The sequence below is a fragment of the Mycobacterium sp. 852002-51152_SCH6134967 genome, assembly GCF_001667105.1.
Classification (GTDB): Bacteria; Actinomycetota; Actinomycetes; order Mycobacteriales; family Mycobacteriaceae; genus Mycobacterium; species Mycobacterium neumannii_A.
Window position 1 is genome coordinate 57,732 of record NZ_LZIK01000036.1, and the last position, 14,244, is coordinate 71,975.

Here is a 14,244-nt window from a genome sequence, read left to right on the forward strand (position 1 = left end):
CTCAAACTTTGGAGGATTGATGGCTGAAGCCAAGACTGTTCCGGTCTTGTTCCTGAGCGAGTCGATCGTGCTGCCCGGGATGGTGGTGCCGATCGAGCTCGACGAGGCCGCGCGCGCCGCGGTCGACGCCGCCCGCGCGAGCGAGTCCGGAGAACTGCTGATCGCTCCCCGCCTCGAGGACCGTTATCCCTCGCACGGGGTGCTGGCTTCGATCGTGCAGATCGGGCGCATGGTCGGTGGACCCGCCGCGGTGGTGCGGGGCGAGAGCCGTGCCCACATCGGCGCCGGCGCCACCGGACCCGGCGCGGCGCTGTGGGTCGAGGTGACCGTGGTCGACGAATCCGAGGTGACCGAGGAGGCCTTCAAGCTCGCGGCCGAGTACAAGAAGCTCCTGCTGGCGATGCTGCAGCGGCGTGAAGCCTGGCAGATCATCGATTTCGTCAACCAGCTCTCCGATCCGTCGGCGCTGGCCGACACCGCGGGCTACGCGTCGTACCTGACCCAGGTTCAGAAGCGTCAGCTGCTCGAGACGCCGGACGTAGCCGAGCGGTTGCGTGCGCTGATCGAGTGGACCGGTGCTCAGCTGGCCGAGGTCGAGGTCAACGAGAAGATCGCCGAAGACGTCCGTGAGGGCATGGAGAAGACGCAGAAGGAATTCCTGCTGCGCCAGCAGCTCAATGCCATCCGCAAGGAGCTCGGCGAGGACGAACCCGACGGCTCCGACGACTATCGCGGCCGCATCGAGGCCGCGGATCTGCCCGAGAAGGTGCGCGAGGCCGCGCTGCGCGAGGTCGGCAAGCTCGAGCGCGCGAGTGATCAGAGCCCGGAGAGCGGTTGGATCCGCACCTGGCTGGACACCGTGCTCGACCTGCCGTGGAACGTCCACACCGAGGACTCCACCGATTTGAGGACGGCGCGGGAGATTCTGGACGCCGATCACCACGGCCTCGAGGACGTCAAGGACCGCATCGTCGAGTACCTGGCTGTGCGGGCACGCCGCGCCCAGCGCGGGTTGGAGGTCGTCGGCGGGCGCGGTTCGGGTGCGGTCATGGTGCTGGCCGGTCCCCCCGGTGTCGGCAAGACCTCGCTGGGTGAGAGCGTCGCACGCGCGTTGGGCCGCAAGTTCGTTCGCGTTGCCCTCGGCGGCGTGCGCGACGAGGCCGAGATCCGCGGCCACCGGCGCACCTACGTCGGTGCGCTCCCCGGTCGCATCGTGCGTGCCATCGGCGAGGCCGGTTCGATGAACCCTGTGGTGCTGCTCGACGAGATCGACAAGGTCGGCTCCGACTTCCGCGGGGACCCCGCGGCGGCGCTGCTGGAGGTCCTGGACCCGGCGCAGAACCACACGTTCCGCGACCACTACCTGGACCTGGATCTGGACCTGTCGGACGTGGTGTTCCTGGCGACGGCCAACGTCATCGAGAACATCCCGTCGGCCCTGCTGGACCGCATGGAACTGGTGCAGATCGACGGCTACACCGAGGACGACAAGGTCGCCATCGCCCGCGACTTCCTGCTGCCCCGGCAGCGTGAGCGGGCGGCGCTGACCGAGGACGAGGTGATCGTCACCGAGGCGGCGCTGCGCAAGATCGCCGCGGACTACACCCGCGAGCCGGGGGTGCGTCAGTTCGAGCGGCTGCTGGCCAAGGCGCTGCGCAAGGTGACGACGAAGTTGGCTGCCGGCGACATCACCACCCTCACCGTCGACGAGCCGGATCTCGTTGAGTACCTGGGGCGTCCGCGCTTCCTGCCGGAATCGGCCGAGCGCACGGCGGTGCCGGGTGTGGCCACCGGGTTGGCGGTCACCGGCCTCGGCGGCGATGTGCTCTACATCGAGGCCGGGGCGACCGACGGTGAGCCCGGGTTGCAACTGACCGGGCAGTTGGGCGAGGTCATGAAGGAGTCCGCGCAGATTGCGTTGTCCTACGTGCGCTCGCATGCCGAGCAGTTGGGCGTCGACCCCAAGGTTCTGGACCGTCGCATCCACGTGCACGTGCCCGCGGGCGCCGTGCCGAAGGACGGTCCGTCGGCGGGCGTGACTATGGTCACCGCGCTGGTGTCGATGGCCACCGGTCGTCAGGTCCGCGCCGACGTCGGGATGACCGGCGAGGTCACGCTGAACGGTCGAGTGTTGCCCATCGGCGGCGTCAAGCAGAAGCTGCTGGCGGCGCAACGGGCCGGGCTGTCAACGGTTTTCATCCCGCAGCGTAACGAGCCCGACCTGGATGACGTCCCGGCCGACGTGCTCGACGCGCTGGAGGTCAAGCCGATGACCGACGTTGCCGACATCGTCGCGCAGGCTCTGCAGCCCGCAGAGGTCGCGGCCACCGCGGCCGCCTGACCGCAGGACCGCAGGACCGCGCTCAGGGTCGTGATCGATCGCAGGTCACGACCCTGAGCGATACGGTCGTCGTATGGCGTACGACGAGGACCTGGCTCACCGCATTCGCGAACTGCTCAGCGGCGAACAAGGAGTCGAGGAGAAGGCCATGTTCGGTGGGTTGGCCTTCCTGATCGGCGGCAACATGGCGTTGGCCGCCAGCGGTCAAGGCGGCCTGATGGTGCGGGTGCCGCCGGACGACACCGCGAAGCTGTTGTCGCGCGAACACGTCGCACCGATGGTGATGGCGGGCAGAGAGATGCGCGGATGGCTGCGGGTGGACGGCGCAGGGCTGGTCACCAAGCGGCAACTGCGACCGTGGGTCATCCGCGGGGCCGGCTATGCCAAGAGTTTGCCCCCGAAAGAGCGCGGGTACGCCAGCCGACGTGGACGCCGCAGCACGTAAGAAGCTGGTCAAGCGCCTCCTCGAGCAGGCGGGCGCGACCTATGCCGAAGACGCCGGTATCCGGTTGGCGGACAAGCCGATGCCGCTCTTTCAGCTGCTAGCCCTGTGCATGCTGTCGAGCAAACCGATCGATGCCTCGATCGCGGTCGAAGCCGCGCGGGAGTTGTTCCGCGCGGGTCTGCGCACCCCCAAGGCCGTCCTCGACGCCGACCGCGCCGAAATGATTCGCGCCTTCGGCCGTGCTCACTACGTTCGGTACGACGAAAGCTCGGCGACCAGACTCACCGATATTTCCAAGAGCGTTGTCGACGAATACGGCGGGGATTTACGCAATCTCGATGGGACCGAGGATCACGACGCGACCGCGCTGACGCGTTCGCTCAAGGGATTCAAGGGTATCGGCGACACCGGCGCCGACATCTTCCTGCGGGAGGTCCAGGACACCTGGACATGGATCCGCCCCTACTTCGACGCGCGCGCCAGCAGTACCGCGCGCAAGCTCGGATTGCCAAGTGGCAGCGACGAGCTCGCCGCGCTGGCGCCGCGCAAGTGTGCAAAGCTAGCCGGCGCCTTGGTCAAGGTGTCGCTGGACAACGACCTGCGTGACGCCGTCATGGCGCGGGAATGACGCGATGGTGATCCGGATCGGCACCTCCGGGTGGTCGTATGACCATTGGAAGGACGTCCTGTACCCGGCGGGGCTGCCGACGGCCAAACGGCTGGCCCGCTACGTCGAGGAGTTCGACACCGTCGAACTGAACGCCAGCTTCTACCGCTGGCCGAAGGACAGCGCGTTCGCCGGTTGGCGACAGCGGCTGCCCGACGGGTTCACGATGTCGGTGAAGGCCCAACGCGGACTCACGCACTACCGCCGGTTACGGGAGCCGGAGCCGTGGGTCGAGCGCTTCGACCGGTGCTGGGAGTTGCTCGGTGACCGCAGCGAGGCGTTGCTCGTGCAACTGCACCCGGAACTCGAGCGCGACGACGCCCGCTTGGACCACTTCCTCAAGCTCATGCCCGATCACATTCCGGTGGCGATGGAGTTGCGGCATCCGTCGTGGGACGACCCCTCGGTCTACGCATTGCTGGAGCGCCACGGCGCCGCCTACGTGGTGATGAGCGGTGCGGGTCTGCGCTGTGTCCCGCGGGCGACCAGTGAGCTGGTGTACATCCGGATGCACGGCCCCGACCAGGATTCGATGTATGCGGGCTCCTACCCCGACGATGCGTTGCGGCGTTGGGCCGACCGGATCTCGGCGTGGGAGAACGAAGGCAGACGGACGCTGGTCTATTTCAACAACGACCTGGGTGGGCACGCGGTCTGGAACGCGCAGAAGCTCAAAGCGATGCTGGCCGGCTGATCGGCCACCCCCGCTGCGCGGACGAAAACCGGTTCCGGCACGCTTAGGAGCCGAGATGCGTGTCCTATGTCTGATGTCGGCCGTCGCGATCCTGGTCGCGGGGTGCTCGGCCGAGCGGATCGTCACCACCGACGAACCGTTCGTGGCGTCGCCGACCTCCACGACCTCCGAAGCGCCTGCCCCGCCGCCCAACAGCGCGCACCTGGTCGACGCATTCGACTACGTCGCGCATCCAGCCGGGTCGGCCGTCTACTTCTTCACCACGCCGAGTGGACGCTGGGCGTGCGCCGTCATACCGCGTGACAGGGCGGGCTGCCAGTCGGCCGCCTCCCCGCTGTCCAGCATGAACATCACCGGCGAACCGGACACGGTGGACAACGGCGCCGGTGACCAGGTCGCGCCGAACGCGATCATCGTCGAGCGCGAGGGTGAACCCCGCTTCGCGGCATTGGAGCAGGCGCAGTTCGTCCTCGACGACGCGAAGGTGCTGGAATTCAACCGGATCCTGGCTGTCGCCGGGTTCCGTTGCAATGTGCAGGACGCGGGCGTCTCGTGCATGAGCGAGGTGACCGGCAAGGGATTCACCTTCACCCCCGAGGGTTTTCAGCCGCGATACACCGAGGTGCCCGCGAACGCACCGTAGCGACGAGAAAGGCAGGCCCGCATGAGGATCGAGCCCGGACAGGTCGCCGTCGTCACCGGCGGAACCAGTGGAATCGGTTTGGCGCTCGCCACGCATCTGGTGGGTCGCGGCGTCGCCGTGGTGATCGCCGACATCCGTGAGGATGCGATACCCGCGGCGGTCGACGCCCTGTCCGGTCACGAGGGGGCAGTGGCCGGGGTACGCGTCGACGTGCGTGACGCGGCCGATGTCGATGCGCTGGCGGCGCACACTTTGGACCGCTTCGGACGCGTCGATCTGGTGTGCAACAACGCCGGGGTGGTGTGCGAACAGACGCCGGTGTGGGAGCAGCGGATCGAGACGTGGCGGTGGCTGATAGACGTCAAGCTGATGGGTGTCGTACACGGGGTGAAGACCTTTACTCCGCTGTTCGTCGCGCAACGCTCCGGGCACTTCCTCAACACCGCGTCCGCGGGCGGGCTCATCCCGCTGCCCCACCTCGGGCCGTACAACGCGACCATGCACGCCGTCGTCGGATTGACGGAGACGCTCGACATCGAACTGCGCTCCGTCTCAAGCGATATGGGTGCGACCGTGTTGTGCCCCGATCTGGTGGACACGCCGCTGGGACCCAACTCGGCGAGTCTTACCCCGCCGGGGGCGGTCAGCGTCCCCGACGACCGGAACGATGACGCGATGCGTGGTGCGATCAGCCCTGCCGTGGTCGCCGATGCCGCGATCGCCGCGGTGGAGGCCGGTCGGGTCCATGCCGTCGTCGGGCCGGGCGCGGCGGAGGCGGCCCGCCAGCGCATCGACGCGCTGTTGGCAGACCTCGACTGACTACCGCAACGCGGCAGTACCGTCCGGATTGACCTGGACCTTCGCGCCCGAGATGTCCTCGTCGACCGTCGCCGCCGCCCCCGCCGCGTCTGGGATGACCGCCAGCACCCGCTCGTCGTCGGGGGTGCGGACCGCGAGGAACGTCTTCTCCGGTGAGCCCTCGCGGTCGAACGGTGTCGTCCACGTCTCCACGGTGCCCACCCCGGCCCAGTCCACGAGCGCCGTTCGGGCCGGCTCGCGGTCAACCTCCGATTGCACGTCCTCCCAACGAAACTCGTGTGGCGGCGGCTCGGTGCCGTAGATGCCGAAGCTGTGCTTGGTGAGGTATCCGCCGTTGGCGGTGATCAACCCGAGCTGGCCGGGGGCGGCAAGGAGTCGTTCGGCCATGGTCGCGATCGAGTGGGTCACGTAGTTGTTCCATGGCCCGCCCGCGAAGGTCAGCCCGCCAGTCACCGTCAGCGGTCTGGCGGGGTCTGCGATCGGGAGGCCAAGCTCGTTGGCGGCCACCTGAACCGCCGAAGGGAAGCACGAGTAGACGTCGACGAGCCCGACATCGTCGATGCCGACCTCGGCCAGTTCCAGGGCCCGCCGCCCCCCGATCCGAATCGCAGGAGACGCGGAGAACTCCGCGCGCTCGCCGATCGCATAGGTATCGTGCGCGTCGGTGCCCGAGTACGGGAACACCCAACGGTCCCTGGGGATCTGCAGATGCGTGGCCTTGTCTGCCGAGGTGAGCACCAGCACCGCGGCCTGGTCGACCATGTTGTTGGAGTTCATCAGCTTCGGATAGGGCCAGCTGATCATCCGGTTGCCCGGTCCGGCCTGCCAGATCTGCTCGGCCGGCACCGCATCTCGGACCCACGCGTGGGGGTTGTTCGCGGCGACCGCACTGAATTGTGCCCACAGCTCACCGATCCGGCGTCGGTGCTCCTCGTCGGACTCGCCCGCGGCGATACGCAGGGCTTGCTCGAACATCGGGTAGACGTAGGCGGGCCGGTCCAGGCTGATCTTGATTTCGGCGGGCCCGGCCATCGGGACCCCTTCGTCGGCGCCCTCGGCCATCGGGACGGACTCGTCCTGGCGCGGCCAGTCCGGCCGCACGCCCTTGGCGCGCAGCCGGCTTCGGGTGCGCCAGGTCTCACCGCCCGCGATCAGAACCACCTCGGCCCGACCGTTCTGGATGTCTCGGCACGCCTCGTTGACCAGCGACTGCGGCGTATTACCGCCGACCCCGGTATAGCGGGTCGCGGCGTTGACGGCGTGGAGGCGTTGCGCGAGAAGCAATCCCGGATCGCGGTACCGCCACGAAAGGAGATTGACCACCCGAACCGAGTCGGCTGCCTCGAGGACCCTGGGGTCCGCTGCTTGGCGTGCGGCCGCGACCATCAGGTCGATCGGCGACACGTCGGGGTTCTCGTCGCGCTGGTTGACTTGTCCGTAGCCGACCAACACCGGCGTCCTGGCTTCCATCACGGCCTTTCTCGGTATGCGAAGAGCGTGCCGTCGGCGATGAGCCGATCGGTCTCCTCGGCGGGGATGTCGAGGATCTGCCGGCAGATCTCTCTGGTCTGCTCCCCCGGCATCGGCGCGGGCCTCAGCAGGGCGGGAGGGATGTTCGTGTACGGCGCCGGTCCCGTTTCGGTGAGCATGGGCGCATCGAAAAGTGGATGCTCCATGTCGGAGTACAGCTTTCGGTAACGCACCTGCGGGTCGGCAGGCACATCGACGGCACGGTTCATCGGCGCGGCGGCGATCCCGGCGTCCTGCAAAGTGCGCGCCACCACGGTCTTGTCGCGGGTACGGGTCCATTCCGCGGTGTCGACGCCGCCGGTGACCGATCCCAGTGCGGCGTGGTCGGTCTCGCAGCGCAGCGAGATCACGCACCACTCGTCGTCACCGGCGCACGGGTACACACCGTGCGCCGCTGTGTCGTCGACGACGGGCAGGCCTGCCGCACGCGCGGACTCGGTGACGTAGCGGGTCGCCAGTTGGCTGACCGCGGCCTCGGACTGCGAGACGTGTACGTGTGCGGGCTGTCCGGTTCGCTCGCGCCGGATCAGCGCAGCCAGTGCGGCGATCGCGGTGAGCCGCGCTGACACGTGGTCCGGGAAGATCGTCGTCGCATCGTAGAAGCCGCCGTCGGCAGACGCCCACAACGCGGTGACCCCGGTGGTGGCCCGCACCAGCGGCCCGTACCCCATGCGCGAGCTCCACGGACCGGCCGCGCCGAAGGCGCTGCTCTCCGCGAGCACGATGCGCGGATTCAGCTCCCGCAGACGGTCATAGGAGAACCCCAGCGACGCAAGCGTTCCCGGCTTGAAGTTGGCGAACACGGCGTCGGCGCCTCTGACCAGGCGGGCAAACAGGTCGGAGCCCGCGGGCGAACGCAGGTCGAGCCCCAGGCTCTGCTCGTTGCGGTGGGTCAGCGCCCAGGACCTGCTCATCACCTGACCGGGCGGGGCCTGGCGCAGCCCGTCGGGATAGGCGGCGCTCTCGATCTTGACCACCTCGGCGCCGAGGTCGGCGAACAACCTGCCCAGCTCGCCCCCGGCGACGATGACGCCGAGGTCGAGGATGCGCATCCCCTCGAAAGGACGCTGCGGCGCGACCGTGCCCTGCGATGCTGTCACCGATGACGCTGTGGCCCAGGCGGGTTCGTCAGCGCCGGGAGCGGGAGCCAACCACCTCAGGCCGCGATGATGGCCGTCGACGACGAACGGTCCCACCGGGGCGACGACATCGGCGCCCGGGGCGAACTCGGCGGTGGTCAGCGCACCGACCGCGCGGAAGTGCTCGGAGGCCAGCGTCTCCGTGGGGGTGAGCACGGCGGCGATGGGAACGCCCCGCTCTTGTCCCTCGGTGACCAGAGCCTCCATGGTCTGGTTCGCGACGAAATCGCCGATCAAGGCGTTGAGTTCGCGAGACGCCGCATAGCGCGCCGCGATCGTGTCGAACTTGGGGTCGGCGAACTGTTCGGGTTCACCCAGCCAGGCGCGCATGCCCTGCCACTGACGCGGGGACAGCAGGCAGATCCGGACATGCCCGTCCTTGCAGGCGAAGATCGGATAGATGTTCTGGTTGCGTGGCCTGCCGCGCCAGATTTCGGTGGTCCTCTTGACGCCGACGGCCGCCTGACCTTCTGATCCGAACGGCGGATCCAGCGACTGGAGCACCGCCTCGAATCGGGAGCAGTCGATGTAATCGCCTGTCCCAGTCCGTAGCCGGTGGTAGTAGGCGGCCAGCGCCGCCCATGCCGCCTGTGTCGCAGCGGTTCCCGATGCCAGTCCGATCGGGGGAAGCACCGGGGTGCCGTCCGTCGGCCCGGTACGCGACAGTGCTGTCGACAACGCGTACAACACGGCGTCGGTGGCCCGCCACGAGGCATACGGCCCGTCGGTGCCGAAGTCCGTGACCGATAACACGACGAGGTGGCCGAACTGTTGAGCCAGGGCGGCGCATGATGTTCCGAATGCGCCTACCCCGCCGGGCTTTCCGCCGTCGACGACGATATCTGCGGTGCCCGCCAAATCCCGCAGCGCCCGGCGGCCGTCGGGGCTGGCGGGGTCCAGAATCGCGCACCGCTTGTTCGCGTTGTGCAAGCGGAACGCAATACTCGCTCCGGCCACGGCCGGCAGCGCCTGCCGGTCGGACCGCCCACCGGGCGGCTCGATCTTCAGGACATCGGCTCCGAGGTCGGCATAGAGCCGGCTCACCCCGTCGGATTCGGCGCCGCCGAGGTCGAGCACCCGCACGGATGCCAGCAGTGGTTCGCTCATGCCGCCAGGAGACTTTCGACCCACCGCAGGTGGTCGTCGGTGTCGGTGGCGACGTACATCAGGTCGACGAAGACGTCCGGATAACCGGCGTCGGCCAGCGTCCGCACCGCCTCGGCGACCGCATCGATCGGTGTGCCGCCGGCGACATTGATGCGCACACAGGTGTGTATGGCCGACGGATCCCGGCCGGCCTGGCGGGCGGCGTCGTCGATGGCGCGGCGCTGCGTCGCAAGGAACTCGGGCATGACGCCTCCGGGCACCAGCACGGCCGGGAGCCACCCGTCGCCGCGCGTCCCGATGCGCCGCAGACTCGCCGGAGTGAACCCGCCGAGATAGATCGGCGGACGCGGTTGCTGGACCGTTTTGAGGTCCACCCACGACAACGGGATCGACCACCGCTTGCCTTCGTGTTCCACGGGATTCGTCGTCCACAGCTGCTCGAGGGCATCGAGCACCTCGTCCAGTTGGGCGCCGCGGGCGCGGAACGGGGCGCCGGCGGCACGGAACTCCTCCGGCGACCACCCGATCCCGAAACCGGGAACGAGCCTGCCCCCGCTGACCAAATCGATGGCGGTCAGCTGGCGGCACAGCTGCACCGGTGGGTACCACGGTGCGACGAACACGCTGCTACCCAACCGGACGCGCGACGTCGCGGCGGCCACCACCGCCAACGCGATGAACGGGTCCAGGCCGGCGCGGAACTGTTCGGGAATGGTGTCTTGACCCGCGTAGCCGACGCTGGGGTGCACCGCGGTCAACAAGCGGTCGCCCACCCAGAGGCTGTCCGCACCGAGGCTTTCGGCGCTGGCCGCGTAGCGCGCGAGGTCCGCCCGGGCCGACACCCCGAACTGCGGCACTGCGAATCCCAACACGCCAGACAGGCTAATGGGTAGCTTCACGCGCATCGGGTACAGGAGTGGCACACCCGTTCACCCGTTTCGACGATGATGAGTCAGATGACTGCTGAGGCCCTGTCCCCCACGCTGTCCGCCGATGAACTCGACCTGATCGACGCCTACTGGCGCGCCGCCAACTATCTGTCCGTCGGCCAGATCTATCTTCTGGACAATCCACTGCTGCGCGAGCCGCTGGCGCCCGAGCACGTCAAGCCCCGGTTGCTCGGCCACTGGGGCACGACACCGGGCCTCAATCTCGTCTACGCGCACCTGAACCGCCTCATCTGCGACCGCGACGTCAACGTCATCTACATCACCGGCCCGGGACACGGCGGTCCCGGCCTGGTGGCCAACGCGTATCTCGAAGGCACCTACAGCGAGGTGTACTCGGGTATCTCCGAAGACACCGAGGGAATGCGAAAGCTGTTCCGCCAGTTCTCTTTCCCCGGTGGCATCCCCAGCCACGTCGCCGCGGAGACCCCCGGGTCCATCCACGAAGGCGGGGAGTTGGGCTACGCGCTGGTGCACGCCTACGGCGCGGCGTTCGACAACCCCGACCTGGTGGTCGCCTGTGTCATCGGTGACGGCGAAGCCGAGACCGGGCCGCTGGCGGCCAGTTGGCATTCGAACAAATTCCTCAACCCGGTCACCGATGGTGCGGTGCTGCCCATCCTGCACCTCAACAGCTACAAGATCGCCAACCCCACGGTTCTCGCGCGCATTCCGCAGGAGGAACTCGAGTCGCTGATGTTCGGTTACGGCTATCGGCCCATCACCGTGGCCGGTGACGATCCGGCCAACGTGCATCAGCAGCTGGCGACGGCGCTCGACGAGGCCTTCGATCAGATCGCCGCGATCCAGCGCGCCGCTCGCCTCGACGGTGAACAGGGCCGGCCGCTGTGGCCGATGCTCGTGTTGAGGACACCGAAGGGCTGGACGGGCCCGCAGGAGGTCGACGGCAAGAAGGTCGAGGGCACGTGGCGGTCCCATCAGGTTCCGTTGTCGGGCACCCACACCAACCCCGAACACCGCTCCCAGCTCGAGGAGTGGATGCGCAGCTATCGGCCCGAAGAACTGTTCGACGAGGACGGCGCGCTACTGCCCGAACTACGCGTGTTCGCCCCGCGCGGACAGCGGCGGATGAGCGCCAACCCGCACGCCAATGGCGGGTTCCTGCTCAAGGATCTGGACCTGCCGCGCTTCACCGACTACGCGGTGCCGGTTGACGACCCCGCCTCCGAATCGACCGAGGCGACCCGGGTGCTCGGGACGTTTCTTCGCGACGTCATCGCGCGTAACGCCGACCGATTCCGATTGATGGGACCCGACGAGACCGCGTCCAACCGGCTGTCGGCGACCCTCGAGGTGACCGACAAAGCCTGGCTGGCCGAGGTCACTCCCGACGACGAGAACCTCGGCCCGGAGGGCCGGGTGATGGAGGTGCTGTCCGAACACCTCTGCCAGGGCTGGCTCGAGGGATACCTGCTGACGGGCAGACACGGGCTGTTCAACTGCTACGAGGCGTTCATCCACATCATCGACTCCATGCTCAACCAGCACGCCAAGTGGCTCAACAGCAGTCGGGAGATGCCCTGGCGGGCGCCGATCGCATCGCTGAATTACCTTCTGACATCACATGTCTGGCGCCAGGACCACAACGGGGCGTCGCACCAGGATCCCGGCTTCATCGACCACGTCGCCAACAAGCGACCCGAGGTCGTGCGGGTGTACCTGCCGCCGGACGCCAACACCTTGCTGTCGGTGGCCGACCACTGCCTGCGCAGCCGCCACTACGTCAACGTGATCGTCGCCGGAAAGCAACCGGCGCTGAACTACCTGGACATGGATTCGGCGATCGCGCACTGCACGCGCGGTCTGGGGATCTGGGAGTGGGCGAGCAACACGACCGGGGAGCCGGACGTGGTGCTCGCGTGCGCCGGAGACATCCCGACCCTGGAAACGGTGGCGGCCGCCGACATCCTGCGTCGGCGGCTGCCCGAGCTCAAGGTGCGAGTGGTCAACGTCGTCGACATCATGCGGCTGCAACCGGAGTCCGAGCACCCGCACGGCCTGTCCGATCGCGAATTCGAGTCGATCTTCACCAAGGACAAGCCGATCATCTTCGCCTATCACGGCTATCCCTGGCTGATTCACCGACTGACCTACCGGCACGCCAACCACGCCCAGTTGCATGTGCGCGGCTTCAAGGAACGCGGCACCACGACGACCCCGTTCGACATGGTGATGCTCAACGATCTCGACCGGTTCCACCTGGTCATGGACGTGATCGACCGCGTCGCCAATCTGGGAAGCAGCGTGGCCGGGCTGCGCCAGGAGATGGCCGACGCGCGCCTGGCGGCCCGGCGCTACACCCGGGAACACGGCGAGGACGATCCGGCGATCTCGGGGTGGACGTGGGACCCGGATTACCAAGCGCCGTCGCTGTCGCAGGACACCCTCAGCGAACACGACCGCTAGACTGGATTTTCGTGTCCGACCAAGCCGCCCTCGCCGAGCGCCCGCATCCGCTGGTCGAACAGCTCTCCGCGTTGCACCACTTCCGCACCTACGTCGACATCGCAGTGGTCGTGGTGGTATTGGCGCTGACGAACCTGATCGCGCACTTCACCACGCCGTGGGCCAGCGTGGCGACGGTGCCTGCGGCGGCGCTGCTTCTGGTGGCGCTGGTCCGCTCCCGCGGCCTCGGGTGGGCCGAACTCGGCCTGAGCCGCGAACACTTGAAGTCCGGAACCGGTTACGCGCTGGGCGCCGTCGCGCTGGTGTTGTCGGTCATCGCGATCGGTGCGCTGCTGCCGTGGACGCGGCCGATGTTCATGAACAACAACTACGCCACGATCTCGGGCGCGCTCATCGCGTCGATGGTCATCATCCCCCTGCAGACCGTGATCCCCGAGGAACTGGCGTTCCGCGGCGTGCTGCACGGAGCACTTGACCGCGCCTGGGGCTGGCGTGGTGTCGCCGCGGCCGGTTCGCTGTTGTTCGGACTCTGGCACATCGCCACCTCGCTGGGCCTGACCAGCAGCAACGTCGGCTTCACCCGGATCTTCGGCGGAGGTGTGATGGGCACCGTCGCAGGCGTGACGTTGGCGGTGGTCGCCACCGGCATCGCGGGCTTCGTCTTCACCTGGTTGCGCCGCCGCAGCGGCAGCCTGATCGCGCCGATCGCGCTGCACTGGTCGCTGAACGGACTCGGCGCGCTGGCGGCCGCGTTCGTGTGGCATCTGAGCTGACGTCAGTGCGAGGCGCGCTTTCGGGCGCGGAACTCCCGGTTCTTGAGCTTGTTACCGCAAGTCGCCATGCTGCACCAGGTGCCACCGTGGTTACGCGAGCGGTCGTAGAACGCCCACTGGCACTCCTCGTTGGCACACGCCTTCAACAGCGACCACGAGCCGTCGCGCTGTGCATCGTGGATCGCCAGTAGCAGTTCGGTGAGGCGGTCGTGCAGCGAAGTGCCCACCGCCGAAAGCCGTATCCGCCCCGAGTCTTCGACCTCGGCCCGTGCGGCGCCACCGGCCGCGGCCCGCAGCGGCGCCAACGCCGCCGCAGTCGGCGGCGGACCACCGGCGTTGTGGACCAGCATCGCGCGCAGGGCCTCGCGCACACCACGCAGTAGATCGAGGTCACCCTCGTCGATGCCGTCTCCGGGATCCAGCAACCCCTTGTCTTGCAGCCACGGCCGCGCGTCGTCCGGATCGGCCAAACGGTCGGGGCCGGACGGCAACTCCGCCGTGTTGACCAGGCTCTGAACCAGGGCGAGACGCGGCGGTGCCGGTTTCGTCTCCTGGTCGCCCAACCACCGCATGCGAGTCATATGGCAAGCCTAGCTTTGCGTGACTGCTAATTCAATTTGACCGGTCATGCGTGACCGTTATAAAGTTGTCAGTGGTCACACATCCGTGCGCTAACGAGGATCGATATGTCGGACAATCCGAATCCACCAAC

12 protein-coding genes are annotated in these 14,244 nt (G+C 67.9%); 8 read left to right on the top strand and 4 right to left on the bottom strand.

Features of this window, described 5'->3' with window-relative positions; all coding sequences use genetic code 11:
• Positions 1–19 precede the first annotated feature (19 nt).
• From lon to A5790_RS11615, 6 genes are all read left to right on the top strand, one after another.
• Positions 20–2,341 (top strand): endopeptidase La, encoded by a 2,322-nt coding sequence (gene lon, locus A5790_RS11590; RefSeq protein WP_066843853.1) that lies wholly within the window; start codon positions 20–22, stop codon positions 2,339–2,341.
• 73 nt (positions 2,342–2,414) lie between these two features.
• Positions 2,415–2,786 carry a TfoX/Sxy family protein gene (locus tag A5790_RS11595; protein ID WP_066843856.1) on the top strand — a complete coding sequence of 124 codons (372 nt, stop codon included), beginning with the start codon at positions 2,415–2,417 and terminating at the stop codon, positions 2,784–2,786.
• Positions 2,722–3,414 carry an endonuclease gene (locus tag A5790_RS11600; RefSeq protein ID WP_082961683.1) on the top strand — a complete coding sequence of 231 codons (693 nt, stop codon included), beginning with the start codon at positions 2,722–2,724 and terminating at the stop codon, positions 3,412–3,414. Before A5790_RS11595 ends, A5790_RS11600 begins: the two co-directional genes overlap by 65 nt.
• A gap of 4 nt (positions 3,415–3,418) precedes the next feature.
• On the top strand, positions 3,419–4,147 hold the full coding sequence (locus tag A5790_RS11605) for a DUF72 domain-containing protein (protein WP_066843863.1): 729 nt from the start codon (positions 3,419–3,421) through the stop codon (positions 4,145–4,147).
• A 55-nt stretch (positions 4,148–4,202) separates the two neighbouring features.
• Positions 4,203–4,790, top strand: a complete 588-nt coding sequence (locus A5790_RS11610) for a hypothetical protein (RefSeq protein WP_066843866.1) — start codon at positions 4,203–4,205, stop codon at positions 4,788–4,790.
• A 21-nt stretch (positions 4,791–4,811) separates the two neighbouring features.
• A complete protein-coding gene (locus A5790_RS11615; protein WP_066843869.1) occupies positions 4,812–5,609 on the top strand; it encodes an SDR family NAD(P)-dependent oxidoreductase in 798 nt (265 codons plus the stop codon).
• Here A5790_RS11615 and A5790_RS11620 read toward each other — a convergent pair whose 3' ends face one another.
• From A5790_RS11620 to A5790_RS11630, 3 genes are read right to left on the bottom strand one after another with little or no spacing between them, the layout of a single operon-like run.
• On the bottom strand, positions 5,610–7,079 hold the full coding sequence (locus tag A5790_RS11620; RefSeq protein WP_066843873.1) for an acetyl-CoA acetyltransferase: 1,470 nt from the start codon (positions 7,077–7,079) through the stop codon (positions 5,610–5,612).
• Positions 7,079–9,385, bottom strand: coding sequence for a CaiB/BaiF CoA-transferase family protein (locus A5790_RS11625; protein WP_066843875.1), 2,307 nt, complete (start codon positions 9,383–9,385; stop codon positions 7,079–7,081). The genes A5790_RS11620 and A5790_RS11625 overlap by 1 nt, the downstream gene beginning before the upstream one ends.
• Entirely contained in the window at positions 9,382–10,257 is an 876-nt protein-coding gene (locus A5790_RS11630; RefSeq protein ID WP_066843878.1) for a TIGR03619 family F420-dependent LLM class oxidoreductase, read from the bottom strand. The genes A5790_RS11625 and A5790_RS11630 overlap by 4 nt, the downstream gene beginning before the upstream one ends.
• An 84-nt stretch (positions 10,258–10,341) precedes the next feature.
• Here A5790_RS11630 and A5790_RS11635 point away from each other — a divergent pair, with 84 nt between their 5' ends.
• Together A5790_RS11635 and A5790_RS11640 are read left to right on the top strand one after the other, a co-directional pair.
• On the top strand, positions 10,342–12,759 hold the full coding sequence (locus A5790_RS11635) for a phosphoketolase (protein WP_066843880.1): 2,418 nt from the start codon (positions 10,342–10,344) through the stop codon (positions 12,757–12,759).
• An 11-nt stretch (positions 12,760–12,770) separates the two neighbouring features.
• A complete protein-coding gene (locus tag A5790_RS11640; RefSeq protein WP_066843883.1) occupies positions 12,771–13,532 on the top strand; it encodes a CPBP family intramembrane glutamic endopeptidase in 762 nt (253 codons plus the stop codon).
• 2 nt (positions 13,533–13,534) lie between these two features.
• Here the strand turns inward: A5790_RS11640 and A5790_RS11645 are convergent, their stop codons facing one another.
• A complete protein-coding gene (locus A5790_RS11645) occupies positions 13,535–14,113 on the bottom strand; it encodes a CGNR zinc finger domain-containing protein (protein ID WP_066843886.1) in 579 nt (192 codons plus the stop codon).
• Between the last annotated feature and the right edge of the window lie 131 nt (positions 14,114–14,244).

Bases quoted from the DNA above. Each gene is read 5' to 3' on its own strand.
- lon (WP_066843853.1), top strand. From the start codon at position 20: ATGGCTGAAGCCAAGACTGTTCCGGTCTTGTTCCTGAGCGAGTCGATC.
- A5790_RS11595 (WP_066843856.1), top strand. From the start codon at position 2,415: ATGGCGTACGACGAGGACCTGGCTCACCGCATTCGCGAACTGCTCAGC.
- A5790_RS11600 (WP_082961683.1), top strand. From the start codon at position 2,722: ATGCCAAGAGTTTGCCCCCGAAAGAGCGCGGGTACGCCAGCCGACGTG.
- A5790_RS11605 (WP_066843863.1), top strand. From the start codon at position 3,419: ATGGTGATCCGGATCGGCACCTCCGGGTGGTCGTATGACCATTGGAAG.
- A5790_RS11610 (WP_066843866.1), top strand. From the start codon at position 4,203: ATGCGTGTCCTATGTCTGATGTCGGCCGTCGCGATCCTGGTCGCGGGG.
- A5790_RS11615 (WP_066843869.1), top strand. From the start codon at position 4,812: ATGAGGATCGAGCCCGGACAGGTCGCCGTCGTCACCGGCGGAACCAGT.
- A5790_RS11620 (WP_066843873.1), bottom strand. From the start codon at position 7,079: ATGGAAGCCAGGACGCCGGTGTTGGTCGGCTACGGACAAGTCAACCAG.
- A5790_RS11625 (WP_066843875.1), bottom strand. From the start codon at position 9,385: ATGAGCGAACCACTGCTGGCATCCGTGCGGGTGCTCGACCTCGGCGGC.
- A5790_RS11635 (WP_066843880.1), top strand. From the start codon at position 10,342: ATGACTGCTGAGGCCCTGTCCCCCACGCTGTCCGCCGATGAACTCGAC.
- A5790_RS11645 (WP_066843886.1), bottom strand. From the start codon at position 14,113: ATGACTCGCATGCGGTGGTTGGGCGACCAGGAGACGAAACCGGCACCG.